This is a genomic window from Flagellimonas sp. 2504JD4-2, from assembly GCF_053642935.1.
The window spans coordinates 910,187-933,927 of record NZ_JBSIOV010000002.1; the positions used below are offsets into that span (position 1 = coordinate 910,187).

Sequence of the window (23,741 nt, forward strand, 5' to 3'; positions counted from 1 at the left end):
AGTAAATAACGGCTCAACTTCATTGTAAACGAAACATAAATTCTCCTGCTGAACGTAATATCAACTTTGGGTCTGGCAGCGTTGAAACGCTTGTCGAATCACCCAAGTTGGTAGCGTTTATTCTTAAAGCCGAAGTGGTTGTTAATATTTCCAAGCTTTTTCCCCCTGGTCCGTAAAAAACGTCTACGGTCAACAAAGGCGCGGGCGCTGGTTGTATCACGAACAATTGGACATCCAGCACGTTTCCCGTTTCATCCAAAAACTCAATTGCAATGTTTAGTTCCTTGCTCGTCGTATTCTCAACTTCATAGGAAAGCGTTCCTTCCAACAGGCGTTCGGCCACAAACTCCTCATTGAAAGCCTCAAACTCCACTACTTGGGAATAAAAATTGGTGATGACCCCTACATCGTTGATATGTTGCTCTTCTGCCTCCAAATAAAAAATACTTGAGGCTACGGTAGGAGTAACATTCAAGTCATCAAACTGGTTAAAATCCTGTTTTTCAGAGCATGATAGATTCAACAAAAAAGTGATGGCCGCCAACAGAGGTGGAAAAAATAGTCTTCTCATAGGTTAAAAAGCATTTTCTAGTACAACAATTGAGGCCGGCTATACCCTATTATAACTTTATAAAATGCTTTTTATTTCAATTAGACTATCAATCATTTTGCATAAATCGTGCTGCGGTTCTCTATGGGCGTTGAAGTGAAGGGTATGCAAACCCACTGACTGGGCCCCCATAATATCCGCTTCAAGGCTATCTCCTATCATTAATGCTTTTCTGGGAGAAACCCTGGCTTTATCCAGTGCCAGCTCAAAAATATACGGATGGGGTTTCTTAACCCCAGCAGTTTCTGAATTTATTATCTGGTCAAAATAATGATGAATGTTAGAACCCTTTAATTTTTTTTCCTGGATTTCCTGAAATCCATTGGTAATAATGTGCAGCCTGTACTTTGGGGACAAGTATTGCAAAACATCCTCTGTATGGGGAAACAAGTTGGTGAAAGCGGACAAATTTTCAATATAGGCCTCTGCCAATATATTGATCATTTCATCTGATATGGAAATATTTATCTCGTCGAAAGTCTTTTTCAATCTTTGATACCGCAGTTCCGATTTGCTTATTCTTTCTTCGCGATACAGTTTCCAGTAGTCAAGGTTTATAGGGATATAAGTGCCCAAAAAGTCATCCAACGATACCTCTACACAGTTTTCTTGGAATATTTTCTGAAATGTCAAGGCCGAGTTCTTCTCAAAATCCCATAATGTGTGATCCAGATCAAAAAAAATGTCCGTAACCTCTTTAAACATAGTAACGTTTTAGAAAGGATTGATAAAGGTGGAACCAATCTATTTTATGATCACTCCCCAACAACTCACTGGAAAAAATTGCAATTAAGTCACCATTGACCTGTTTGACCTGCCTGTACAACTGATCCATTATTTCAAAAACCTGATCTTTTCTTTCATAATTCAGTAGGGCATAGTCATGAACAGCAAATGGGTGCACCTTTAGTGGTTGCCTTACTTCCATATTAATGTCATAAAAATAAAATGGACTACAGGTTCCGGCCCTAAAACCAATTTCATGCGTATATCCCATGGAAAAATCATCGGTAAACTCTGTTTCAATAAGGTTTCTGTATGTACTTGGGACATTTACACGGTTATATCTTAACCTGGAATAGGTTACGGGCCTGTTTATTAAATCGGCCAAGGTTTTTTTTTCTTCTTTAAGCACCTTTTTGTCCGTGGATGAAAGAAATGAGGTACTCAAGGAAACGGCACTATAATCGGCTACTGATTTTATCAAGTACCTAAACTTATTGTTGTTTGCTGAAATGTTCTTGTCGTGGGCAGAATATTTGGCCAATTGGAAAAAGAACATCGTTTTTATTGGAAATCTTTTGTGGATATCGATCAACTCATAAAAATTGTCATAGGGATCTTTTTTGAATCCCAAAAGTACAGTAAAACGTTTTGCCATTGACCTAAATCTGAATTTTCCCAGATCCAGTAGAAAACCACCCAAACTTCTTGAAAATCCCCTAAGGGCATAACGATGCGAAGTAGTCACATTTATTATTGGAGTAAAAGCATATTTTCCTTTTTTCGTTTGGATGTCGGGAAAACGCTCCTTTAAGGCCAGAAGTAACTTTTGGGCCCAGATATCGACCACGGGCTGCTGTAAGAAGCCATGTTGATGGGCTATACTTTCTTTGGCAGGAAATCGCCCCACGCTATCTTTTACATGGGGTAGATATTCTTCATAACGGCTCAACAGAAAAAAACTCGCCGAAAATATGTCGTAGGGTATGGCACTACGGTCGCCTGAGGAGAAAAAACATGGAACCCCGTCCCAATCTGATACCTTTATCTCCAAATCATTGATTCCTTGCTCGAAAAGCAGGTCGTTGCTACGAATAAAAAACTCGTTTTGAAGGGGTTGTTTGGAATACGTAATCTTGGGTCCGGAATGCTTTATAAAATCCTCAACTTTGGAAGTAAATGTTATCTCTATACCCAAAATTCGTTCAAATAACTGTTTGGCCGTATAGGTCAATCTATTTGTGATTTTATGGGTATAGATCAATAACATAGCTGCTAAAGTAATCCTTTATCAGCGAAGCTTAAATAGTCATACTGGGTCAATATCAAATGATCCAACACTTTAATGTCAAGAGCCTCGCCCGCTTTTTGTAGTTTTTTCGTGATTTGCTTATCCGCCGCACTTGGCCTTAAGCTCCCAGACGGGTGGTTGTGGGCCAAAATAATGCCTACGGTTCCCAATTCCAAAGCCTGTTTCATTACCAATCTCACATCGACCAAAGTTCCCGTAATGCCACCCTTGCTCAATTGAGATTTATGAATCACCTTGTTCGAATTATTCAGATAAACGATCCAAAATTCTTCATGTTCCAATTCACCCATTAACGGATACAGCAACTCAAAAACATCTTTGCTGTTGGATATCTTATTGGATTTTTCCGCATCCCCTCCTCTTCTTCTGCGCCCTACTTCCAAGGCGGCGGCAATAGACACCGCTTTTGCCTCACCGATTCCCTTAAATTGCTTTAGTTGGTTGACCGAGAGTTTGCCCAGCTCATTTAGGTTATGGTTTACCGATGCCAAAATGCGTTTGGAAAGTTCTACGGCGCTCTCCCTTTTGTTTCCAGAGCCGATCAAAATGGCTATCAATTCGGCATCAGAAAGTACCGTTCGCCCCTTGTGCACCAGCTTTTCCCTAGGTTTATCATCATCTGCCCAATTTTTAATTGAAAAGGATGTGATTTTGTCTTGCATTGTTTAAATATAGAAGATTATTTTATGTAAATTATCGATGAAATCCATCTAATGAAATCACTTTTTGACACCGAATCGCATTCGGAAATCTTAAATCGCATCAACAATCTGAATGGGTCCTCAAAGGGGTTATGGGGTAAAATGGAGGTTGGCCAAATGCTTTTTCATTGTCAATTTCCATTGAATTTGGCTCTGGGAAGATATGAAATGAAGAAACCAAACCCAATTATGAAACTAATTTTTAAAAGTTTTAAGAAGGGATTGTACGACGATACGGTATGGAAGCCCAATTTACCCACCGCAAAACCGTTCAAGGTCGTTGATAACAAGGATTTTGAACATGAAAAGGCCAAACTCGTTGTTGCGGTGAACGATTTTCATCAAGAAAAAAACAAGGATGAATGGGACCCACATCCAGCTTTTGGGCATTTTACCCATGAACAATGGGGGAAAATGCAATACAAACATTTAGACCATCATTTAAGGCAGTTCGGAGTTTGATATATCGAACAATCAATGGCCTTTATCATCATCTTGAATTTCTTGATGCTCAATTTTGGCCCTAGTGTCATTGATCATCCGGTCCTCTTCCAAGATAACATTGGAAATCCCCAACATGAACGCCGCCAACAATATGGATACAATACGCTGAACTCTTTTCGGCAACATCTCGATTAAAAAATGGAATGGCGATTTCACCAAAACTATTGGACAACTACCGTTCCATACCTTAGCATGCTGACAAATTGCCGCTTTTGGTCATTTTAGCTGAAAATGGTATTGAAACGATCGAAATCCAACCCGCCGTAATTTCCAGAACTCATCAGCAACAAAGTGGAATGGTCAAAATTCTGGCTAAAAAGGAATTCTTGAAAAGCTTGTGGATCTGTAAAAATCTGGACATCTTCCCTTTTTAGGGCATCCGCTATCTGTTTTTCGGTCACCTCCTCCAATTGTTTGATTTTTACCGCATCCGGAGAATAAAACACCACGGCCTCATCGGCAGCATCCAGAGCACCATCGTATTCCTTAAGAAACTCTGCATTTAAACTGCTGTACGTATGAAGTTCTAGGCACGCCAGTAATTTTCGGTTCGGATATTGCTCTTTGACCGCCCTTGTAGTTGCTTTAACCTTGCTTGGAGAATGGGCAAAATCTTTAAAAGCTACTTTATTTTCTCCTTCAGCTACCTTTTCCAATCGTTTGGAAGCTCCTTTGAAAGAAGCAATGGCTTCGTAAAAATCATCCTCATCAACACCCATATTCTGACAGATCCATTTGGCGCCAGCCAGATTGTTCAGGTTGTGCTTTCCGAATATCTCAATGGGCATTTCCCCCTCTGGCGTATCCAATAAGGTCACACCATTCTCAACACGGTATTCTGGAGTGGTATAAGGAAATTTTCGAATCGAATTTTCCGAGGTTTCAACAACTTTTTTAACCTCGGCATCTTCCTCATTATAAGTTATGGAACCTCCTCGAACTATGCCGTCCACAAAAATCTGAAATTGCTCAACGTAGTTTTCAAAGGTTGGGAACACGTTGATATGATCCCAGGCAATCCCACTTAACAGGGCAATATTGGGCTGATACAAATGAAATTTGGGCCTTCTGTCAACGGGTGATGAAAGGTATTCGTCCCCTTCGAGTACGATGAAATCATTTTCTTCGGTAAGGTGCACCATCCGTTCAAAACCCTCCAACTGCGCTCCAACCATATAATCCACAGCGATATCATGATAATTCAGCACGTGGAGTATCATGGAGGTTATGGTGGTCTTACCATGACTGCCTCCTATGACTACCCTGGTCTTGTATTTGGACTGTTCGTATAAAAATTCGGGATAGGAATAAATTTTCAACCCTATTTCCTGTGCCTTCAGCAACTCAGGATTGTCCGATTTTGCGTGCATTCCTAAAATAACGGCATCCAGGTCATCATGAATCTTTTCGGGAAACCACCCAAATTCTGCGGGAAGTAGGCCTTTTGCGGCCAACCTACTCTTTGAAGGTTCGAAGATTACATCATCACTCCCCGTGATTTCGTATCCCTTGTGTTCCATGGCCAAGGCCAGGTTGTGCATGGCGCTTCCACCGATGGCAATAAAATGGATTTTCATACTACAAATTATCCATCAAAAATAGACATTGGCCCAGCCATTACAAACTTAGATGTGATCTTATTAATTGTTACCTTGGTTTTAAAATTGACAACCATGAGACATCTAATATTCTGTTTAATTATTTGTTTTCCCGCTATTACATTGGCACAAAAGTCAGACTACCCTATTAAATCATTCTTGGATGATGGGATCAAAGCTCCAAATACACATCATATAGGAGAAGCATGGCTTAACTTTTTGCTTAAGGAAGAAGATAATCTCGACTACAATATTACCCAAGCAACGTTTAGTCCCAACTCAACATTGGATTGGCATAAGCATGGCACTCCCCAAGTATTGATTGTGTTGGAAGGGAAAGGATATTATCAAGAGAAAGGAAAAGATCCAATAATAATTAGGAAAGGAGATGTTATCCGATGCCAAAAAGAAACGGAGCACTGGCATACTTCCTCCAAGGATAGCAAGATATCGTATCTCGCAATTTATGGAAACTCCCCAACAATTTGGACGCAGAAAGTCACAAGGGAATATTACAATAGTGTATCGGAAAAATTAGATCAAGATTAGAATCAAAATAGTTACAGTTATTATGAATTTAAGAGATATTCCAAGTAAAGAAATTATGCCCGGTTACCATGGTAAAATGGTCCACAGTGAAACAATGACCTGGGCTTTTTGGGATGTGGAAGAAGGTGCGGAAGTACCAGCACACCATCACGTTCACGAACAGATCATGCATGTTTTGGAAGGTACTTTTCAATTCACCGTTGGTGGAAAAACCGATATCCATAATCCCGGTGATGTAGTAATCATTCCCTCGAACGTTCCACATAGTGGAAAAGCTTTGACCGCTTGTAAATTAATGGATGTTTTTAACCCGGTGCGGGAAGAATATAGATAGTATGAAAATATCGCACTCAGGAAAAAACGCACTGGTTGGCGGAAGCAGTAAGGGTATTGGCGAGGCCATCGCCAGACAACTTGCCGAAAGTGGCGCCAATGTGACCCTTATGGCAAGAAATGAAGCTCGACTAAAGGAAATTGTTACGGATTTACCCACGGAACAAGGGCAAAAGCACCAATATATACTTGTTGATTTTTCGGATTTTAACGCTTTCAAGGCAAAAATGACCACTTTTTTTGCAGAGAACTCCATAGATATCCTTGTGAACAACACCCAGGGACCAGAGGCTGGGGGTGCTTTGGAGAAAAAGGTAGAAGATTATCAAAATGCCTTTGACCTGTTGTTTAAATCCGTTGTACTGACCACAGAACTGGCATTGGGGCATATGCTTAAAAAACAATGGGGCAGGATCATAAACGTAGCCTCAATTTCGGTCAAAGAGCCCTTAAATTATTTGGCGCTATCCAATTCCATACGAGCGGCAATGGTAACTTGGGCCAAAAGCCTTGCATTTGATGTGGGCAAAGATGGCATTACGGTCAACAATGTACTTACTGGCTATTTTGACACCAACAGAATTGCCCAACTCAATGCCAAAAAAGCGGAAAAGTTGGGAATTTCGACCAGTGAAGTGCGTTCGGCCATGGAAGCGCAAGTCCCCGTTAAACGCATAGGAGATCCTGCCGAGTATGGTTATTTGGTCGCTTTTTTGGCTTCAAAACAGGCCGGATATATCACAGGGACCAATATTCCGATAGATGGTGGTTTGTTGAAATCATTGTGATTTATTTCCAAAATCGAAATAATTATAGGATCAAATTATTGAATTCATAAATTTTCGTTAATTTTATTGCTTAACCACTAAAAATTCAACTTTATGAATTCAAAAGTTTTTATGGTAGCGCGGATTCTTTTAGGATTGTTCGTCCTTACCTTTGGTTTGAACAAGTTTTTACATTTCATTCCTTTTGGGGAGATGTCAGAGAGCGCAATGGCATACTTCGGCGCCGTATCATCGACCCATACAATAACTTTGGTAGCAGTTATTGAGATTTTGACAGGTCTTGCCCTAATTTTGAACAAATTTGGCGCTTTGATGACCCTTATTCTAATGAGCGTTTCGGTAAACGCGGTAATGTTCCACGCTGCTTTAGCTCCTGAAGGTATAATGGGAGCTTTAATTCTTATTGTTTTGAACATTGTTGTTCTTATCGGATACAAAGACCGATATAAAGAAATTTTACGAGCCTAAATATTGTAAAAAAGCCCCTCTTTAAAAGAGGGGCTTTTTTATTGCTACAACATTCGTTTTTTGATTATAAACTCATTTTATCCTTGAATATGTAGGATTGTCTTCTAGACACTTCAATTTCTTCCCCGTTCTTCATTTGGAGCTTTAGTTTCCCATTAAACCATGGCACTACATTGTTGATATAATTGGTATTCACTATTTGTTGTCTGTTTGCCCTGAAAAAAGATTGATTGGGCAGTTTTTCCTCTATCTGATTGAGCGATTTGTAAAGCAGTGGCTTTTTGTCCTGAAAAAACACCCTGGTATAGTTCCCAACAATCTCAAAATGGGAAATCTCCCCTATTTTGACCAACCAGCATGATTCTCCATCTTTTATAAAAATTTGACTGGTCTCGGACAATTTTGACGATTTTTCCTCTTCTTCATTTTCTGCCAACCTTGCCCTTACCTTATCCAAGGCCATTCCAAAACGTTTTTCGTTTATGGGCTTCAACAAATAATCCAGGGCGTTGTACTCGAAGGATTTAATGGCATACTCATCAAAAGCCGTCGTGAAAACCGTAATAGGTACCTCATCCAACATTTCAAGTAACTCAAACCCATCTTTTTCGGGCATGTTGATATCCAAAAAAAGCAGATCTGGGGCTTGTTGCCGAATGAGTTCAAACCCCATATCTACATTCTCAGCTTCGCCAACGAGCTCAATCTCATCATATTTTTTGATGAGTTCTTTTAGCTCATTGCGGGCCAATCTGGAATCTTCAACAATAACCGTCTTGATTTTCATTCCAATGGTATTTTAATATCTGCCACTACCTCCCCATCAGTTTCATGTAAATTGAAGGAAGCATTATCTGCATAAAGCAGTTTTAATCTTTGTCTAATATTTTTTAACCCCAACTGCGTCGTATTTTTTTGAAGTTTAAGTTTTCCCGTATTTCTAACCTGAATTTTCATCAAACCGCCCTCCTCTTTCGTTACCAACACAATTCTACCTCCTTTTTTCAGATTGGAAATTCCGTGCTTGGCAGCGTTTTCGATCAATAGCTGTATGATCATTGGGGGAATTTGTTGTGACAACATGTTTTCATCAACCTCTTTGACGAACTCCAACCGGTTTTCAAACTGAATCTTGGACAGGTCGATATAATTGTCCACAATCTCCAACTCCTCCTCCAACGGAATGGAGTTTACATTGTTCTTGGTAAGTGAGTACCTTAAAATCTCGGAAAGCTTTGTGAGCATTTCCCGTGATTTTTCCACATCCTCCAGCATCAACCCTCTGATATTGTTCAAACTGTTGAACATAAAGTGTGGATTTATCTGCCCCTTCAGGGTATTGAGTTGCGCCTGTTTGAGGGTTGTATTTAATTCAAGTCGTTCAATACGGTCCCTGTTTAATTTCAACAGTAATTTGATGACCAAGTAGGTAACTGTCCATGCTCCTATTAAGAATAGCGAGTTAAGGATATGGATAAAAACGCCATCATAGATTTTGAACATCTGAATTTCCTCTTCCGTAAGTCCTGGCCCATGCTTGGCGTACAAGTATCCGAATAGAAAATTCATACCACCAAAAATGATACAGGTGACCAAAAAGGACACTAGAATCTTGATGAAATCCTTCATCCCAAATGATTCAAACCCAACATTACGTTTAAGATACCACCGCAGTAGAGAAGTAGAAAAAACACCAATGAAGATGCCAAAAATAACGGAGTAAACTATAAGCTCGGGGCTCATCTTCCGCATCACAAAAATGGAAAGGCAATTAATGAATCCCCATCCCAAAAGTTGGAGTATCCAAAAGGTATAATTGCTTTTTTTGCTATTTAGTTCCATTGGCTATGTATCATCAACAATCCAAATATAAGGTTTTGCCCAGCGAGGAAGCTCTAGGATTTTGAATTGATTTTTTGCCTTTTTATTCCCCAGCAGCAGCTCTTTTCCGTATTTAGGAAAGCTACCCATGTCAGTGTAGATCCTGTGTAGAAGAATGGAAAGTAATCGATGTCCCATCCGCTCCATTTTGCAATAATTCCGAAGGCTGCCAAAAGGATTCCCATAACAAGGATGAACCGCTGTGATTTATTTAGTTTTTTCATTTTTAACTTTATTTGAAAGGTTGTCTTATGTATCTGCTAAACCAGAATATCGATAAGCAGCGTAATTACTAATTTGGCTATTGTTATCATCGTAACCGTCTTTTGATGTTTATACCCCAAAAATACATTCCCAATGTACCCAGGGAAAGGAGATTATGACCAATGGTATATTTGACATTGTGAACGGTAACCACAAAAAAAGGAGCCTAAAAAGGCTCCTTCCAATAATCTCGTTTTGAAAGATCAGTCTTTCAAAGGGGTCGGTATTTCTTGCTTGCCCAAATGCTTGGCATAAAAGCCCATCATTGCATTGTACAGCTCCAATCTATTTTCTTCTTTTCCGAATCCGTGTCCCTCATCATATTTCACCATATAGGGCACATCATAGCCTTTGCCCCGAAGTGCGCTCACAATCTGGTCCGATTCATCGATATTAACCCTTGGGTCATTTGCACCCTGAACCACGAACAATGGTTTTTTGATCTTGTCAATTTGGTATACAGGTGATACTTCTTCCATGATCAATTTCTCCTCAGGATTGTCCTCATCATACCATATTTCCTTGATGATTTTTAAATAAGGCTTCCAATATGGTGGAATGGTCTTCATAAATGTGAAAAGATTGGAAACGCCCACATAGTCCACCCCGCATGCGTAAAGGTCAGGTGTCTTGGTCAAACCTCTTAGAACGGCATAACCTCCATGGCTTCCTCCATAGATGGCGGCTTTATCTGCATCTACCCAGCCTTGATCAATTACATATTTTAGACCGTCCTCAACATCGTCCATAGCTTTTCGCCCGATTTGTTTAAATCCAGACTCCAAAAATTCTCTTCCATATCCCCCTGAGATTCGGAAATTAACTTGCAGGGTAGCATAACCCCTACTTGCAAACAATTGCGCTTCTGGGTTAAAGCCCCAAGAATCACGTATGCCCTGCGGTCCACCATGTGGATTCACAATTACAGGTACTTTTTCTCCTGCCAGAGCGGCCTTGGGAAGTGTAATATAGCCATGTAAAGTGATCCCATCACGACTTTTAAAGGTGATTGGCCTCATTTCGGACATATCCTCCTCTTTTAATTGCGGCATGGTATTGTATAACTCTTTGAGTTCATTTTTGGCGACATCATATGCGTAATATACCCCGTAAAGGCGATCACTATCCACATAAACCATGAAGAGGTTTTCATCCTCGGTAGTATCCAATACGCGATATTGTTTTCCAGGAAGTTCCTCTTTTACTTTAGCAGCCAATTGTTTGTAAGGCTCGCTTACCGGTACAACTATTCCCTTTTCACCTTCATAGGAAAAATAATCGATGGAATAGTTTCTTGTTCGGGAAAGCCCTAGGCCTTGAACATCATAATAATCGTTCGTGAAAACTTTTTCAACGGCCTTATCTTCCTTTAAATCGTACAGAACAATCTCGGCCTTATCGCTTTCCAAATTTGAAAGTACATAGGCATCGTGTGGATCCTCTGTTGCATAGTTAAAATTCAAAATATTGAAATTGTCCTTCCAATTAAGGCTCTTCAGCAATTTATATCCTCCATTTCCATCTTCATAATACACATCTTGCTCTACGCCATCCCTGATTCTTACGTAGCCCTTAAGATTTCCATCCTTATCGAAGTTATATCCAAAAATTGGATTGGCCGGGTCATCATTACTAAAAAGTTGGGTAAGCTCCCCGGTATCCAAGTTTACCTTGTATGGTTCAAATACCTGAGGGTTGTTTTTGTTCATTGACACAATAATGTGATCCTTGTCCTCTCGAAGAAGCTCTGTAAACTGGGCTCGAACGCCATCGAACGGTGTAAGGTCTTTCATGTTAGTGCCATCCAGATCAACGGCATAGATGTGATAATTTTCATCACCTCCTTTGTCCATGGAATAATAAAGTCTTCCATTGTTCAGCCATCCGTAGCCTCTAACCAATTCATCTTTTTCTTCTATAGCTCTTTTTGATACTCCTGTAGCGATATCCTTGACATAGATATGTTGTTTACCATTCTCATCGCTCTCACGGTAGGAAAGGTATTTACCGTCTGGTGAAAATCTAAAAGTAAATGCCTTGGGATTAGCGAAATAATCCTCTACGGTGTAACGATAGTCACCATCATCCAAAGATGCCAATGAAATAAGTTCATCATTCGAGCTAACCAATTCGGGTTTGCCAGGTAGGCTTTGTTCTCCCTTTTCGGAGTCTGCCGCGGGTGCTTGGGCATATGAGGCCACTCCTGTAAAAAAGAACAGCAAAGAGCCGCATAACAGCTTAAAATTCAATGTTGTTTTCATAGTGTTGCATTAATTGTTTTTGATTGAAATTTGAAGTTAATCTTTAATAAGACCGATTTTTTGTGCTTTTGTTACATGTTTAAGCAGGTAATAAAAATAGAATCTCATGTATCGCCCGGAAACAAGATTATGGTAAGCGGTAAATTAGCTCTGGTAAGTGGAACTATTTTTTTTCAGGAGGAAATTTGGAAAACACCTTTTTGACCACAGCTCTCAACCTTGCTTCCCTTACGTTCGGGGAGGCATTTTCACGATACCCGCTCTCGCTCGTCGCTTGCCAAAAAAGGGCATCTTTTTGTGCATCTACAAAATCAAATTGTATTTGTCTTTGAATCCCGGAATTCCCCAGTGGCAATCCTACAGACACGCCACCACCTACATTGCGTCCACCACCGCCTAAGCCCACACCTACAGAATTATTGGGCGCCGCACGGTACTCACTGCTTAGGATATTGATAAAAAAGTCTGGTTCTTCAGCAAGGAGATATCCCTTTGATTGCAGTGTTGAATCCAAAATACGGACTAGGCGTTTCTCATCAAGTCCACTTAATCCCGATTCAATATCAGTGAAATAATTATAGCTGGTATAGTTTGAAAAGTTTGTAGTCTTATCATAGTCGTAATTTACCCTTACACCACCGCAGGAAATAAATAAGGAGCAAACCAAAAATGAAATAAGATATCGCATGACCAATTTCAAATACCTTTAAAATTAATCAATATTCAGGTTCAAAAGGGATTTGGGTAAGGTTATTCGTTCAATAGCTTCCACAGCTTATCCTTGAGCTCTTGGATTCCCTGCTGGGCTACTGAAGAAATAAAGAGGTAAGACACATTTTTTAGATCCTTATCCAGCTCGACTCTCATTTCGTCCATAAGTTCTTGATCAAGCATATCGCTTTTGGAGATGGCCACCAATCTTTCTTTGTCCAGAAGTTCAGGATTGTAACGTCTTAGCTCGTCCAATAAGATTTCATATTCCTTGGAAATATCATTGCTATCCGCCGGAATCAGAAAAAGCAATGTGGCATTCCGTTCAATATGACGCAAAAAATAGTGCCCCAATCCCTTGCCTTCGGCAGCACCTTCAATGATTCCAGGAATATCTGCCATCACAAAACTCTTGAAGTCGCGATATTCAACAATGCCTAAATTGGGTTTTAAAGTGGTGAATTCGTAATCCGCAATTTTTGGTTTGGCCGAGGTCATCACAGAGAGCAATGTGGATTTTCCTGCATTCGGAAAGCCAACCAGTCCAACATCTGCCAACACCTTTAACTCTAAGGTAACTTGGGATTCTTGTCCCGGGATACCTGGCTGTGCATATCGGGGAGTCTGATTGGTCGGGCTCTTAAAATGCCAGTTGCCCCTACCTCCTTTACCACCTTCGAGGACTATCTTTTCTTCTCCGTCCTCAGTAATCTCAAAAAGAACTTCATTGGATGCTGTGTCTCGAATAACGGTACCTAAAGGCACTTCCATGTACACGTCCGCACCATCTGCACCGGTACTTCGATTTTTACTTCCATGTTCACCGTGACCTCCTTTAAAGTGTTTTTTGAACCTATAATGGACCAAGGTCCAAAGGTTCTTATTGCCTTTTACGATGACGTGGCCTCCTCGTCCACCATCTCCACCATCGGGCCCACCTTTGGTGATGTATTTTTCCCGGTGTAGGTGCACAGAACCTTTGCCTCCGTTTCCAGAAGCTACATGAACTTTTACATAGTCGACAAAATTACCTTCGGTCATTTTTTAGGTTTCAAAGCAGTCACTTCGTCATAATATTCTTGAATTTCAAGATATTCCTTGGAAGATACATCTTCAACGACAATATCTGTTTTTTCCAAAACTTTCATTACCTCATCCCTGTTCTTGAAAACATCACTAACTACTTGTTGTTTAAATATCTGACCATTGCCAGTGTCTCGCCAAAAAGATTGTTTGTTAAAAATCAAAAAATCCTGTTCTGAGGAGCCATTAATTCTGGGTGCAATGCCAATGTAATGTGTGTATATTATTTGTTGGTCCTTTAGGAATATATGTCTTTCAAAATCCATGAGTTTAGGACTTACATGTGCCGTCACAATTTTTCTAAGACCATACCTTTCAGCATATTTCTTTAGCCAGATATTGGATGCCTGATTTGCCTCGATAAGATAACTATCCTCTTCTTCGACAGTTTTGTTGTAGATGTTTACTTGGTTCTGAATCTCATGTTGCCAGTTGTTATTTTCACACGATGTCAGGAGAATTATAAAAAATATAAAAAGACATTTTTTAAACATTGTGAAATAATTGGTCTATAACCTTCGCCAATCGTTCCGTAATTTCCTCGATATCCCCAATTCCGTTAACCGAATGAAATTTATCCTGCTTCTGATAATATTCTTTAAGGGGAGCGGTTTCTTGGTTGTATACGTCAAAACGGTTGCGAATCTTACTTTCGTCCTGATCATCAGGTCTTCCACTATCCTTGCCCCGTTCCAACAAACGATTTACCAAAATATCATCATCCGCCTCCAAAGCAATCGTGGCATCAATTCGCATCTTTTTGGATTCCAAAAAGTTATCCAAGGCCTCAGCTTGAGCTTCGGTTCTCGGAAAACCATCAAAAATGAACCCTGATGCTTCAGGATTATTCTCCACTTCATCCTTCAACATGCTTATGGTAACTTCATCTGGCACCAAATCCCCTTTGTCCATGTACGATTTGGCCAATTTGCCCAGTTCCGTTCCATTTTTAATGTTATATCTGAACACATCCCCTGTGGAAATATGTTTCAAATTGTATTTTTCTTTTAAAAATCCTGCTTGGGTTCCTTTACCTGCCCCTGGCTTTCCGAAAAGCACTAGGTTAATCATATCTACTTGGTTTAATTGGTACACTTCTCTTAAATTTCTTCCTAACTCCTTGTAATCCAGCCCATATCCTACAATAAAGGTATCTGGAATTTCCAATCCTACATAGTCAATTGCATACTCGCCGTTGTACACATCAGATTTATAGAACAAGGATGCAATCTTAAATTCCTTGGCGTTGGTCTTGGAGAATAGATGTACAAGTTGCTTCAACGTTCTTCCCGTGTCGATCACATCCTCGAGAATAATGATGCTTCTCCCCTCGATATTCTCAGGAACATCCAGCAAGGTCTCCACGATACCCGTAGAGGTCAATCCTTGATACGAACTTAATTTTACGAATGAAACTTCACACGGATGGGGGTAAGCCTTTAAAAAATCTGATGCGAACATAAAGGCTCCATTAAGGACACCAACAAAAATCGGCACCTGGTCCTTATAGTCGTCAGCAATTTGAGCGGCCATTTTATCAATGGCCTCCAAAATCTGACCCTCCTTTAAATAGGGTTTAAAAACCTTGTCGTGAAGCTTTATCAACTTGTCATCCATTTAAATAGGTTGGCAAAGATAACATTTTTAAGGTCTCGAATCCCTTTGGTTTTTTATCCCTTCGCGGAATTCATGTATTTTTGCTTTCATTCCAAATCAGGGGCCAATGCGTTTTTTTTCTTCCAACTTTAAACTTGGAATTTTAGGAGGGGGTCAATTGGGCAAAATGTTGCTTTATGAGACCCGTAAATGGGACATCCAAACAAAGGTCATGGATGCTTCGGCCGAAGCACCTTGCAGCATAGCATGTGACGAATTTGTCCAAGGTAGTTTACTCGATTTTGATACCGTTTATGCCTTCGGAAAAGATGTGGATGTGCTTACCATCGAAATCGAAAATGTAAATGTTGATGCCCTGGAAAAATTGGAAGATGAAGGGGTTAAGGTATTTCCTCAACCAAAAGCGCTTCGTATCATACAAAACAAGGCTACCCAAAAGCTTTTTTATACGGACAACAACATTCCAACATCTCCCTTTACGCGTTTTGCCTATACTTCAGAAATAGAGGTTAGCATTTCAAATGGTGGATTAAAATTTCCATTTGTTTGGAAAAGTGCGCAGTTCGGGTATGATGGACAGGGTGTGAAGGTGGTTCGGCGATTGGAAGATTTGGAAGGATTACCCAATGTGGAATGCATTGCTGAGGAAATGGTTCATTTTAAAAATGAGCTTGCAGTTATAGTTGCTCGAAGCCAAAATGGTGAAGTCGTAACCTACCCCGTCGTGGAAATGGAGTTTCATCCAGAAGCCAACCAAGTGGAATATGTAATCTGTCCTGCACGTATCAGTGAGTCTGTATCCAAAAAAGCACGTGAAGTAGCCTTGAAGGTTTCGAAATCGATACAACATGTTGGACTGCTTGCTGTTGAAATGTTCCAGACCCAAAACGATGAAATCTTAGTCAACGAAGTAGCTCCTAGGCCACATAATAGTGGACATTACAGCATTGAGGCCAGTTATACCAATCAATTTGAACAGCACATTCGGGCCATTTTAGGATTACCTTTGGGAAAAACGGAGAGCAAAGTGGCGGGAGTTATGGTAAATTTGGTAGGTGCCGAAGGACATACGGGCAACGTAGTTTATGAGAACATAACATCCATATTGGAAATGGAAGGGGTAACTCCCCACATATATGGCAAAAAACAAACACGTCCTTTCCGAAAAATGGGTCATGTAACGATTGTAGACAAGGATATGTCCACTGCACGTAAAGTGGCTCAAAATGTCAAAGAAACAATCAAAGTAATCAGCAAATCACAATAATCAAGCTCCAAATCCCAAGTTTTGTTGTTTGGAATTTAATATTTGAAATTTTATGAAAAAAGTAGCGGTTATTATGGGAAGTACCAGCGACCTCCCAGTTATGCAAGATGCAGTGGATATTTTAAAAGGATTTGATATTGAGGTCGATGTGGACATTGTATCTGCACACAGAACCCCTGAAAAACTGTTCGATTTTGGAAAGAATGCCCACAAAAATGGCTACTCTGTGATTATTGCAGGAGCTGGGGGAGCTGCCCACCTACCGGGAATGGTGGCATCCCTTTCCCCATTGCCCGTTATCGGAGTTCCCGTGAAAAGTAGTAATTCCATTGATGGGTGGGACTCCGTATTGTCCATTCTCCAAATGCCTGGAGGTGTACCCGTGGCGACAGTGGCCCTTAATGGAGCTAAAAACGCCGGAATCTTGGCCGCCCAAATTATTGGCAGTGCCGATAAATGTGTTTTGGACAAGATTGAAGTCTACAAACAAGGACTTAAAGAAAAGGTCATCAAAGGTGCCGAAGAAGTCCGCAATAAAAAATAAGAATCCCCAAACATCCGGTTCTAGATTGCTCTTGGACGGATAAATGCTTCATAAATAAAATGAGTAACCCTCTTTTAACCCAATTCGACAAAGCTCCGTTTGAGCAAATCAAAAACAAACATTTTAAACCGGCTTTTTTGGAAGCCATTGAAGGTGCCAGAAAAGAAATTGATGGCATTGCAAACCATTCGGATGAGCCCACATTTGAAAATACGTTGGAAGCTCTGGATTTTTCAGGCAAGCAATTGGATCGTATCTCAAGTATATTCTTCAATCTGAATTCCGCAGAGACCAATGAGGAAATTCAGAAAATTGCGCAAGAGGTATCTCCGCTGCTATCGGAATTCAATAACGATATCACCTTAAACGAAGCCCTTTTTCAACGTATCAAATCCGTTTATGCGCAAAAGAGCGATTTAGATTTGTCCACAGAACAACAAACCTTGTTGGAAAAGCGATATAAAAGCTTCAGTCGCAACGGTGCCAACCTGGGTGAAGCCGATAAAAAACGTCTGCGCGAAATTGATGCCGAGCTTTCCAAACTAAAATTGAAATTCGGGGAAAATGTATTGGCGGAGACCAACAAATATGAAATGTTGTTGATCGATGAATCCGACTTGGAAGGATTGCCAGAGGGGGCCAAGGAAGCTGCTGTTCAATTGGCAAAATCAAAAAACAAAGAAGGCTGGTTGATCACTTTGGATTATCCGAGCTACATCCCATTTATGAAATATGCCAAGAACCGAAAATTGCGAAAAGAATTATCGCTGGCATTCGGCAGTAAGGGATTCCATAATGACGAGCTCGACAATAAAGAAAACGTATTGAAGATTGTTGCGCTTCGCCATGAACGGGCCAATCTCTTGGGCTATAAAACCCATGCGGATTTTGTGCTCGAGGAACGCATGGCAGAGACTCCTGATAAGGTTTTGGGGTTTTTGAACGAATTACTTGAAAAGGCGAAACCTGCCGCGGAACGGGAATTTGCAGACCTAGAAGCATATGCCAAAGATTTGGACGGTATTGACCGATTGGAAAAATGGGACAGTGCCTATTATTCTGAAAAATTGAAACAGAAACTGTTTGATTTGGATGATGAAAAGCTCATACCCTACTTTAAGCTTGAAAATGTTATCGAAGGTGTTTTCAAAGTGGCTGAAAAGTTATTTGGGTTGAAATTCAAAGAGGTTTTTGATATTGAAAAATATCATGAGGAAGTCAAGACTTTCGAGGTTTATGACGAATCTGATAATTTTATTTCCCTTTTTTATGCTGATTTTCATCCTAGACCAGGTAAACGCGGTGGAGCATGGATGACCTCATACAAAACCCAGTATCATTTGGATGGCAAAAATAGCCGTCCGCACATCTCGAACGTGTGCAACTTTACCAAACCCACCGAAACCAAACCTTCTTTGCTCACCTTCAATGAGGTAACCACACTGTTTCATGAGTTTGGACATGGTTTGCACGGTATGTTGGCCAATACAACCTATCCAAGTTTGTCAGGAACCTCCGTTTATTGGGATTTTGTTGAACTGCCCAGTCAGGTCATGGAAAATTGGTGCTATGAGAAAGAAGCGCTTAAATTGTTCGCTTTCCATTATGAAACTGGAGAGTTGATTCCTATGGAATTGGTCCAAAAGATTAAAGATTCAGCGACCTTTCAAGAAGGGATGGCCACTTTACGACAATTAAGCTTTGGATTCCTGGACATGGCATGGCATGGAACAAATTCTTCCGAAATAAATGATGTGAAAGCATACGAAACCAAAGCTTTTGAAGGTACAAACCTCTTTCCGGAAACTCGGGAAACCTGCATGAGTACCGCTTTCTCGCATATTTTCCAAGGAGGTTATTCTTCTGGGTATTATAGCTATAAATGGGCAGAGGTCTTGGATGCGGATGCTTTTGCCTATTTCAAGGAAAATGGGATTTTCAACAAGGAAGTTGCGGATAAGTTCAAGGAGCATGTACTATCTAAAGGCGGCACGGAAAATCCAATGGTTCTCTATAAGCGTTTTAGGGGAGCAGAACCCAAAATTGAACCTTTGTTGGAACGTGCTGGGTTATTGGAGTTAAAATAAATTATTAAACTTTCAGAAATAATTGAAAGTTTAAAAAATAATATTATCTTTGCTCCATGGAATATGTAGAAGCAAAACAGAAATTTATCAGCACCTGGGGCAGTTTGGGTACATTATGGGGCATAAACAAGGCTATGGCACAAATACAGGCATTACTGTTTATCTCTCCTAACCCTCTGAGCACTGAGGAAATCATGCAAGAGCTTCAAATTTCAAGAGGAAACACCAGTATGAATGTTCGACAACTTATTGATTGGGGCATTGTGACCAAAGAGCTAAAAACTGGAGAGCGCAAAGAATACTTTTCTACAGAAAAGGATGTTCATGAACTAGCTCGCATTATCGCCAAAGAACGCAGCAGAAGGGAAATTCAACCTGTAATCAAAACACTAAAAGAAATCAGTTCCATAAAAAGTGATGGAAACGCATCAAGCGAAGAACTGATCAAACAAACCAAAGCTCTTCACGAAATGGCCGAAACAGCAGATCGTCTGTTGGCCAAAACCGTGGAACTAAAACAAAACTGGATAAGCAGTGCCCTGCTCAAACTGATGAAATAATTTTTTTATTATAAATTTTCAATTTTTTCTGAAACTACAAAATATTTCGAATTATGATAAAGCTATATAAAACAAACTTAGTACTGGTGGCTATAACACTAGCACTTTACCTAACCCTTTATCTAGGCATGCTGTTTTCCATAGTTTTGGGTTTTGCCCAAGTAATTATGAGTTTCATCATAATATACCATTTCAAAAAGTTGGGTGAGTTCAGCAAGCTGCTTTTTATTACGTATCTGATTCTAACCTCGACCATATTGTTTTTGATTGCAACAGACAACTATGGCGACATCAACTTTATCATGCAATTTGCCGTAATCCCTATGCTACTGGCATTCTTTCATTTATATATCACTTACCGAATAAAAAATGAACTATAATATCCTAACATATGTCATATATCTCCCCATTATTGTTTTCATAATGATAAAGGTGGGGTGGTTATTTTTCAAAAACGGCGAGGTCTTCTTGTTCCATCTTTTTCACACGGATATCCCGCTCGCAAAAAGTATCAACAAACTTCTTTTGATTGGGTACTACTTTACCAATATTGGATATGCCATAATCACCATTGCATACTGGAAAAATATAGGAAGTGTGCTAGGGATGCTCAACTCTCTATCCTTGACACTGGGCAAGATAATCTTGCTTTTATCCCTTTTGCACTACAACAACATTTTTTGGCTCAAATACATACACAAATCAAAACTCTTAAATCAATAAATTATGGACAACACAAAAATCATTATCGGCTACATCATCTATTTACCAATAGTAATTTCTTTAACCATCTACACTTCCAAAATTTTGTTTAAAAATGGAAAGCTATTTATGATCGATATCTTCAAAGGAAAGGATGACATCGCACTAGCCACAAATAAACTCTTCGAAATCGGGTTTTATTTAATCAACATAGGGTTTGCTTTGTACATAATGAAAATCCATGGTTATGTAGCAAACTATGAAATGAGCAATCAAACGCTAATGGAAATTCTCAGCAAAAAAATTGGTGGTTTCACCATTTATCTGGGTTTGATGCTATTCTTTAATCTTTACCTGTTTTTTAGGGGAAGAAAAAAATCAAGAGAGTTTATCAAAGAACCCAAAAAAGTTAGCTAGTCATGCAAAAAATCATTATCGCCGGCGGAACAGGTTTCTTGGGAAATATTCTCATTAAAAATCTAAAATCCTATGCAAAAGATATTGTAGTATTAAGTCGTAAGCCACAACGTTCTTATGAAAATATTCGCTTCATCAAATGGGACGGAAATACACTATCCTCATGGTCCGTGGAAATTGACGGATGCGACGTCCTTATCAATCTAGCCGGCCATTCTGTTGATTGTCGGTACAATAGCAAAAACAGGTCGGAAATATTGGCATCACGTGTTAATTCCACCAAAGCCCTTGGTGCAGCCATTCAAAAAGCCAAGAATCCACCCAAGCTATGGATAAATTCCTCAACAGCGACCATCTACAGACATTCTGTTGACAAACAAATGGACGAAAGGACTGGAGAAATCGGAACAGGGTTTTCAGTTGATGTCGCAAAAGCATGGGAAAAGGCCCTTTTTTCATTTGACACTACAAAAACCAGAAAGGTGGCTTTAAGAACATCCATAGTTCTTGGAAAATCCAATGGAGCTCTTGCTCCCCTCTCGAACCTTGTAAAATTAGGATTTGGAGGTAAACAAGGGAATGGTAATCAATTTGTAAGTTGGATTCATGAAAAGGACTTTGCAAAAAGTATAATGTTTATTATCAAAAACAAAGATATTTCGGGACCAGTGAATATCGTAGCTCCTAAACCTACCACAAATAGGACTCTAATGGAAAATATTCGAGATACAATAGGTATTTCCTTCGGAATTCCGCTCAGTAGAACCCTATTGGAAATCGGTGCTCGGATTATCAAAACAGAAACCGAATTAATACTTAAAAGTCGAAACGTAATTCCACAAATCCTGCTTGACTCAGGTTTTCAACATGATTTTGGTACTTTAGAAATCGCTTTGGCTGATTTACTGGGACGGAAATCATAATATTAAGCTAAATTCTGTTTTCATGAACTTTTCGTGATACTTTTTGAAGTCGTTTGTAATGGACAAAACATAGAATCATTAACTAAAATCCATTACATTTGGTACTTCTTGAAAAAAAAATGGTAGCGTACAAACTTCAACCTGAAAACTGGGTAGATCAATATGCAGATTACCTGTTCAACTATGCGGTTGCCCGTGTAAGCGATTCGGAAATTGCAAAAGATTTAGTACAAGAAACATTTTATGCTGGCCTTAACTCGGCCAAAAATTATAAAGGCGATGCTGCCGAACGTACTTGGTTGATAGCTATTCTTAAGAGAAAAGTAATCGATTATTATCGAAAGATAAATTCAAAAAAGGGTAAAGCAGAGGTGCGTGTCAATTACAGCGCAAGCTCGGATTCTGAAGGTGATTGGCTTGAAGAACAGGTCGCGGACCCTTTTAGCAAAGACGGTGACAGTTCCATCGAAAACGAAGAACTCGGACTGGCCATTCAAGAATGCATTTCAAAATTGCCCAAAAAGCAATCTTTGGTTTTTAAAATGAAGACCATTCAGGGAATGAGTACCGAAGATATTTGTAATGAACTTGGAATTAATCCGTCCAACCTGTGGGTGATGATCCATAGAGCTCGAACCGCTCTTATGGGTTGTTTGAATCAAAATTGGTTTTAGTTATGAAGATTACATGCGAAGAGGCATCAGAAATATGTAACAAATCGCAATATAAAGAAGCAAGTTTTTGGCAGATCGTTAAATTACGCTGGCATATTCTTATGTGTAAAACTTGCGCAAAATTCACCAAGCAAAACACTGCTTTGACATCACTTTGCAATCGAGCAGGTCTTAATGTCCTGTCTGAAAGTGATAAAGAGGGTATGAAAAAGGATTTGAAGAAACATCTTTAAGTCAAAACTGTGCACAACCACAATATTCCACACCATAAAATCGGGATTCCTTCTACCCAAAACGACACTAGATAGTTCTTTTGCATATGCTTCCCGAAAAGGAATACCCCAATTAAAATTAGGCTTACAACAAATCGCGACCCTATCTCGACTGGATGTGGTTCATCTTTAAAAAATGTGAGAAGGAAACCAACTATGGTCAAAACTACCCCCAGCTTCTTTGTTCGCTCAATCCCCAACACTTGAGGTAAAGTCTTCAATTCGGTGCTATCCCATTTTAGATCCCTGATCTCGAAAGGCAGAAGCAGCACCAACACCAGAATAAAGCGCTGACTAAACAGCACCCATATATCCCATGACATGGGAACATCTTGCTCTATCACCGGCAAGTACACGGTAAATCCTACCCAAACCAGGGCTACAATATAAATTTTGAACCCTCCGAGGTTTCTTAGGTTTTTGGTTTTGGGCAAAAGTGGTATGGCATACAAGGTGGAGATCAACGATAAACCCAATATCGTAAGCCAAATTTTCTGGTTTAGATGAATCAGAAAATATAGTGCTGGTATGAAGCAAATAAAACTGAAAATCTGAATGCTTCTGTGATAGGTATTCGAAACTATAAGGTACTTTTCAGCTTCAACTCCATATTTTACAAAATTGTAGCACACAATTGTTCCAAAAAAAGTAAACCCAAAAAGCGAAAAATTCAACGGAACACCCAATAGAAGTGTGGTGACCAGCATCAAAGCAACAACCGCCAAACCCACATGAACACTGGCGTTAAGATAGAAATCAAAAATACTTTTCAATAATTTCATCCCAAAAAAATCCTATTCCCAACCTATCCGTTAATTGTTGGTTAACAACTTTGATGTGGCTGCTTTCAAAATTGCTCAATTTCATCGAATTAATCCCTAATTTTGTGCAC

29 protein-coding genes are annotated in these 23,741 nt (G+C 39.7%); 14 read left to right on the forward strand and 15 right to left on the reverse strand.

The annotated features are described in order from the left end of the window. Positions 1 to 19: 19 nt before the first annotated feature. Genes ACULLH_RS10800 through radC form a run of 4 tightly spaced genes read right to left on the reverse strand, consistent with a single transcriptional unit; the run spans position 20 to position 3,307 of the window. Positions 20 to 571, reverse strand: a complete 552-nt coding sequence (locus tag ACULLH_RS10800) for a hypothetical protein (protein WP_454088746.1) — start codon at positions 569 to 571, stop codon at positions 20 to 22. Between the two features lie 57 nt (positions 572 to 628). Beyond that, entirely contained in the window at positions 629 to 1,315 is a 687-nt protein-coding gene (locus tag ACULLH_RS10805; RefSeq protein WP_454088747.1) for a YjjG family noncanonical pyrimidine nucleotidase, read from the reverse strand. Next, a complete protein-coding gene (locus tag ACULLH_RS10810) occupies positions 1,308 to 2,603 on the reverse strand; it encodes a polysaccharide deacetylase family protein (protein WP_454088748.1) in 1,296 nt (431 codons plus the stop codon). Before ACULLH_RS10810 ends, ACULLH_RS10805 begins: the two co-directional genes overlap by 8 nt. A 5-nt stretch (positions 2,604 to 2,608) precedes the next feature. After that, complete coding sequence (gene radC, locus ACULLH_RS10815) at positions 2,609 to 3,307, reverse strand: RadC family protein (RefSeq protein ID WP_454088749.1); 699 nt, start codon at positions 3,305 to 3,307, stop codon at positions 2,609 to 2,611. 51 nt (positions 3,308 to 3,358) lie between these two features. Between radC and ACULLH_RS10820 the strand changes: the two genes are divergently transcribed. Further along, entirely contained in the window at positions 3,359 to 3,808 is a 450-nt protein-coding gene (locus ACULLH_RS10820) for a DUF1569 domain-containing protein (RefSeq protein WP_454088750.1), read from the forward strand. Between the two features lie 12 nt (positions 3,809 to 3,820). On the opposite strand, the gene ACULLH_RS10825 is transcribed toward ACULLH_RS10820, so the two are convergent. Together ACULLH_RS10825 and ACULLH_RS10830 are read right to left on the reverse strand one after the other, a co-directional pair. Further along, the gene (locus ACULLH_RS10825) at positions 3,821 to 4,006 is read right to left on the reverse strand and encodes a hypothetical protein (protein ID WP_454088751.1); all 186 of its coding nucleotides are present in this window, start codon (positions 4,004 to 4,006) and stop codon (positions 3,821 to 3,823) included. Positions 4,007 to 4,071: 65 nt separating this feature from the next. Then, positions 4,072 to 5,427 (reverse strand): UDP-N-acetylmuramate--L-alanine ligase, encoded by a 1,356-nt coding sequence (locus tag ACULLH_RS10830; RefSeq protein WP_454088752.1) that lies wholly within the window; start codon positions 5,425 to 5,427, stop codon positions 4,072 to 4,074. 96 nt (positions 5,428 to 5,523) lie between these two features. Here ACULLH_RS10830 and ACULLH_RS10835 point away from each other — a divergent pair, with 96 nt between their 5' ends. From ACULLH_RS10835 to ACULLH_RS10850, 4 genes are all read left to right on the forward strand, one after another. Then, the gene (locus ACULLH_RS10835) at positions 5,524 to 5,997 is read left to right on the forward strand and encodes a cupin domain-containing protein (RefSeq protein ID WP_454088753.1); all 474 of its coding nucleotides are present in this window, start codon (positions 5,524 to 5,526) and stop codon (positions 5,995 to 5,997) included. Positions 5,998 to 6,019: 22 nt separating this feature from the next. Further along, positions 6,020 to 6,331, forward strand: a complete 312-nt coding sequence (locus ACULLH_RS10840; protein ID WP_454088754.1) for a cupin domain-containing protein — start codon at positions 6,020 to 6,022, stop codon at positions 6,329 to 6,331. Between the two features lies 1 nt (position 6,332). Further along, complete coding sequence (locus tag ACULLH_RS10845) at positions 6,333 to 7,118, forward strand: SDR family oxidoreductase (RefSeq protein ID WP_454088755.1); 786 nt, start codon at positions 6,333 to 6,335, stop codon at positions 7,116 to 7,118. A gap of 93 nt (positions 7,119 to 7,211) precedes the next feature. Then, positions 7,212 to 7,586 (forward strand): DoxX family membrane protein, encoded by a 375-nt coding sequence (locus tag ACULLH_RS10850; protein ID WP_454088756.1) that lies wholly within the window; start codon positions 7,212 to 7,214, stop codon positions 7,584 to 7,586. A 64-nt stretch (positions 7,587 to 7,650) separates the two neighbouring features. Here the strand turns inward: ACULLH_RS10850 and ACULLH_RS10855 are convergent, their stop codons facing one another. The 8 genes from ACULLH_RS10855 to ACULLH_RS10890 all read right to left on the reverse strand — a co-directional run bounded on the left by ACULLH_RS10855 (position 7,651) and on the right by ACULLH_RS10890 (position 15,391). Further along, positions 7,651 to 8,373 carry a LytR/AlgR family response regulator transcription factor gene (locus tag ACULLH_RS10855; RefSeq protein WP_454088757.1) on the reverse strand — a complete coding sequence of 241 codons (723 nt, stop codon included), beginning with the start codon at positions 8,371 to 8,373 and terminating at the stop codon, positions 7,651 to 7,653. Further along, positions 8,370 to 9,215 (reverse strand): sensor histidine kinase, encoded by an 846-nt coding sequence (locus ACULLH_RS10860; RefSeq protein WP_454088758.1) that lies wholly within the window; start codon positions 9,213 to 9,215, stop codon positions 8,370 to 8,372. Before ACULLH_RS10860 ends, ACULLH_RS10855 begins: the two co-directional genes overlap by 4 nt. A gap of 266 nt (positions 9,216 to 9,481) precedes the next feature. After that, on the reverse strand, positions 9,482 to 9,691 hold the full coding sequence (locus ACULLH_RS10865; RefSeq protein ID WP_454088759.1) for a hypothetical protein: 210 nt from the start codon (positions 9,689 to 9,691) through the stop codon (positions 9,482 to 9,484). A gap of 243 nt (positions 9,692 to 9,934) precedes the next feature. Continuing rightward, positions 9,935 to 11,992, reverse strand: a complete 2,058-nt coding sequence (locus tag ACULLH_RS10870) for a S9 family peptidase (protein WP_454088760.1) — start codon at positions 11,990 to 11,992, stop codon at positions 9,935 to 9,937. Positions 11,993 to 12,155: 163 nt separating this feature from the next. After that, positions 12,156 to 12,680: a DUF4136 domain-containing protein gene (locus tag ACULLH_RS10875; protein ID WP_454088761.1), complete on the reverse strand. Its 525-nt coding sequence runs from the start codon at positions 12,678 to 12,680 to the stop codon at positions 12,156 to 12,158. Positions 12,681 to 12,742: 62 nt separating this feature from the next. Further along, positions 12,743 to 13,744: a GTPase ObgE gene (obgE, locus tag ACULLH_RS10880; RefSeq protein WP_454088762.1), complete on the reverse strand. Its 1,002-nt coding sequence runs from the start codon at positions 13,742 to 13,744 to the stop codon at positions 12,743 to 12,745. Next, on the reverse strand, positions 13,741 to 14,280 hold the full coding sequence (locus ACULLH_RS10885; protein WP_454088763.1) for a hypothetical protein: 540 nt from the start codon (positions 14,278 to 14,280) through the stop codon (positions 13,741 to 13,743). Before ACULLH_RS10885 ends, obgE begins: the two co-directional genes overlap by 4 nt. After that, positions 14,273 to 15,391, reverse strand: a complete 1,119-nt coding sequence (locus ACULLH_RS10890) for an adenylate kinase (protein ID WP_454088833.1) — start codon at positions 15,389 to 15,391, stop codon at positions 14,273 to 14,275. The genes ACULLH_RS10885 and ACULLH_RS10890 overlap by 8 nt, the downstream gene beginning before the upstream one ends. A gap of 118 nt (positions 15,392 to 15,509) precedes the next feature. Between ACULLH_RS10890 and ACULLH_RS10895 the strand changes: the two genes are divergently transcribed. The 9 genes from ACULLH_RS10895 (at position 15,510) to ACULLH_RS10935 (ending at position 22,577) form a co-directional block, all read left to right on the forward strand. After that, positions 15,510 to 16,670, forward strand: a complete 1,161-nt coding sequence (locus ACULLH_RS10895; protein ID WP_454088764.1) for a 5-(carboxyamino)imidazole ribonucleotide synthase — start codon at positions 15,510 to 15,512, stop codon at positions 16,668 to 16,670. Between the two features lie 52 nt (positions 16,671 to 16,722). Then, positions 16,723 to 17,214 (forward strand): 5-(carboxyamino)imidazole ribonucleotide mutase, encoded by a 492-nt coding sequence (gene purE, locus ACULLH_RS10900; RefSeq protein ID WP_454088765.1) that lies wholly within the window; start codon positions 16,723 to 16,725, stop codon positions 17,212 to 17,214. A 59-nt stretch (positions 17,215 to 17,273) separates the two neighbouring features. Beyond that, positions 17,274 to 19,301, forward strand: coding sequence for a M3 family metallopeptidase (locus ACULLH_RS10905; RefSeq protein ID WP_454088766.1), 2,028 nt, complete (start codon positions 17,274 to 17,276; stop codon positions 19,299 to 19,301). A gap of 56 nt (positions 19,302 to 19,357) precedes the next feature. Continuing rightward, a complete protein-coding gene (locus ACULLH_RS10910; RefSeq protein WP_454088767.1) occupies positions 19,358 to 19,861 on the forward strand; it encodes a GbsR/MarR family transcriptional regulator in 504 nt (167 codons plus the stop codon). 86 nt (positions 19,862 to 19,947) lie between these two features. Then, a complete protein-coding gene (locus ACULLH_RS10915) occupies positions 19,948 to 20,241 on the forward strand; it encodes a hypothetical protein (RefSeq protein ID WP_454088768.1) in 294 nt (97 codons plus the stop codon). Continuing rightward, the gene (locus tag ACULLH_RS10920) at positions 20,231 to 20,584 is read left to right on the forward strand and encodes a hypothetical protein (protein ID WP_454088769.1); all 354 of its coding nucleotides are present in this window, start codon (positions 20,231 to 20,233) and stop codon (positions 20,582 to 20,584) included. Before ACULLH_RS10915 ends, ACULLH_RS10920 begins: the two co-directional genes overlap by 11 nt. 3 nt (positions 20,585 to 20,587) lie before the next feature. Next, the gene (locus tag ACULLH_RS10925; RefSeq protein ID WP_454088770.1) at positions 20,588 to 20,980 is read left to right on the forward strand and encodes a hypothetical protein; all 393 of its coding nucleotides are present in this window, start codon (positions 20,588 to 20,590) and stop codon (positions 20,978 to 20,980) included. A gap of 2 nt (positions 20,981 to 20,982) precedes the next feature. After that, the gene (locus ACULLH_RS10930; protein ID WP_454088771.1) at positions 20,983 to 21,903 is read left to right on the forward strand and encodes a TIGR01777 family oxidoreductase; all 921 of its coding nucleotides are present in this window, start codon (positions 20,983 to 20,985) and stop codon (positions 21,901 to 21,903) included. Between the two features lie 119 nt (positions 21,904 to 22,022). Next, positions 22,023 to 22,577, forward strand: a complete 555-nt coding sequence (locus ACULLH_RS10935; protein WP_454088772.1) for a sigma-70 family RNA polymerase sigma factor — start codon at positions 22,023 to 22,025, stop codon at positions 22,575 to 22,577. A gap of 229 nt (positions 22,578 to 22,806) precedes the next feature. Here the strand turns inward: ACULLH_RS10935 and ACULLH_RS10940 are convergent, their stop codons facing one another. Continuing rightward, complete coding sequence (locus ACULLH_RS10940; protein ID WP_454088773.1) at positions 22,807 to 23,631, reverse strand: hypothetical protein; 825 nt, start codon at positions 23,629 to 23,631, stop codon at positions 22,807 to 22,809. Positions 23,632 to 23,741: the final 110 nt, after the last annotated feature.

Excerpts from the sequence above, each read along its gene's own strand:
- ACULLH_RS10885 (WP_454088763.1), bottom strand. The coding sequence starts at position 14,280 with ATGTTTAAAAAATGTCTTTTTATATTTTTTATAATTCTCCTGACATCG.
- ACULLH_RS10835 (WP_454088753.1), top strand. The coding sequence starts at position 5,524 with ATGAGACATCTAATATTCTGTTTAATTATTTGTTTTCCCGCTATTACA.
- ACULLH_RS10905 (WP_454088766.1), top strand. The coding sequence starts at position 17,274 with ATGAGTAACCCTCTTTTAACCCAATTCGACAAAGCTCCGTTTGAGCAA.
- ACULLH_RS10940 (WP_454088773.1), bottom strand. The coding sequence starts at position 23,631 with ATGAAATTATTGAAAAGTATTTTTGATTTCTATCTTAACGCCAGTGTT.
- ACULLH_RS10855 (WP_454088757.1), bottom strand. The coding sequence starts at position 8,373 with ATGAAAATCAAGACGGTTATTGTTGAAGATTCCAGATTGGCCCGCAAT.
- ACULLH_RS10810 (WP_454088748.1), bottom strand. The coding sequence starts at position 2,603 with ATGTTATTGATCTATACCCATAAAATCACAAATAGATTGACCTATACG.
- ACULLH_RS10930 (WP_454088771.1), top strand. The coding sequence starts at position 20,983 with ATGCAAAAAATCATTATCGCCGGCGGAACAGGTTTCTTGGGAAATATT.
- ACULLH_RS10865 (WP_454088759.1), bottom strand. The coding sequence starts at position 9,691 with ATGAAAAAACTAAATAAATCACAGCGGTTCATCCTTGTTATGGGAATC.
- ACULLH_RS10820 (WP_454088750.1), top strand. The coding sequence starts at position 3,359 with ATGAAATCACTTTTTGACACCGAATCGCATTCGGAAATCTTAAATCGC.
- ACULLH_RS10920 (WP_454088769.1), top strand. The coding sequence starts at position 20,231 with ATGAACTATAATATCCTAACATATGTCATATATCTCCCCATTATTGTT.
- ACULLH_RS10850 (WP_454088756.1), top strand. The coding sequence starts at position 7,212 with ATGAATTCAAAAGTTTTTATGGTAGCGCGGATTCTTTTAGGATTGTTC.
- ACULLH_RS10840 (WP_454088754.1), top strand. The coding sequence starts at position 6,020 with ATGAATTTAAGAGATATTCCAAGTAAAGAAATTATGCCCGGTTACCAT.
- ACULLH_RS10860 (WP_454088758.1), bottom strand. The coding sequence starts at position 9,215 with ATGAAGGATTTCATCAAGATTCTAGTGTCCTTTTTGGTCACCTGTATC.
- ACULLH_RS10935 (WP_454088772.1), top strand. The coding sequence starts at position 22,023 with ATGGTAGCGTACAAACTTCAACCTGAAAACTGGGTAGATCAATATGCA.
- obgE (WP_454088762.1), bottom strand. The coding sequence starts at position 13,744 with ATGACCGAAGGTAATTTTGTCGACTATGTAAAAGTTCATGTAGCTTCT.
- ACULLH_RS10910 (WP_454088767.1), top strand. The coding sequence starts at position 19,358 with ATGGAATATGTAGAAGCAAAACAGAAATTTATCAGCACCTGGGGCAGT.
- ACULLH_RS10895 (WP_454088764.1), top strand. The coding sequence starts at position 15,510 with ATGCGTTTTTTTTCTTCCAACTTTAAACTTGGAATTTTAGGAGGGGGT.
- radC (WP_454088749.1), bottom strand. The coding sequence starts at position 3,307 with ATGCAAGACAAAATCACATCCTTTTCAATTAAAAATTGGGCAGATGAT.
- ACULLH_RS10875 (WP_454088761.1), bottom strand. The coding sequence starts at position 12,680 with ATGCGATATCTTATTTCATTTTTGGTTTGCTCCTTATTTATTTCCTGC.
- ACULLH_RS10925 (WP_454088770.1), top strand. The coding sequence starts at position 20,588 with ATGGACAACACAAAAATCATTATCGGCTACATCATCTATTTACCAATA.
- ACULLH_RS10800 (WP_454088746.1), bottom strand. The coding sequence starts at position 571 with ATGAGAAGACTATTTTTTCCACCTCTGTTGGCGGCCATCACTTTTTTG.
- ACULLH_RS10870 (WP_454088760.1), bottom strand. The coding sequence starts at position 11,992 with ATGAAAACAACATTGAATTTTAAGCTGTTATGCGGCTCTTTGCTGTTC.
- ACULLH_RS10845 (WP_454088755.1), top strand. The coding sequence starts at position 6,333 with ATGAAAATATCGCACTCAGGAAAAAACGCACTGGTTGGCGGAAGCAGT.
- purE (WP_454088765.1), top strand. The coding sequence starts at position 16,723 with ATGAAAAAAGTAGCGGTTATTATGGGAAGTACCAGCGACCTCCCAGTT.
- ACULLH_RS10830 (WP_454088752.1), bottom strand. The coding sequence starts at position 5,427 with ATGAAAATCCATTTTATTGCCATCGGTGGAAGCGCCATGCACAACCTG.
- ACULLH_RS10805 (WP_454088747.1), bottom strand. The coding sequence starts at position 1,315 with ATGTTTAAAGAGGTTACGGACATTTTTTTTGATCTGGATCACACATTA.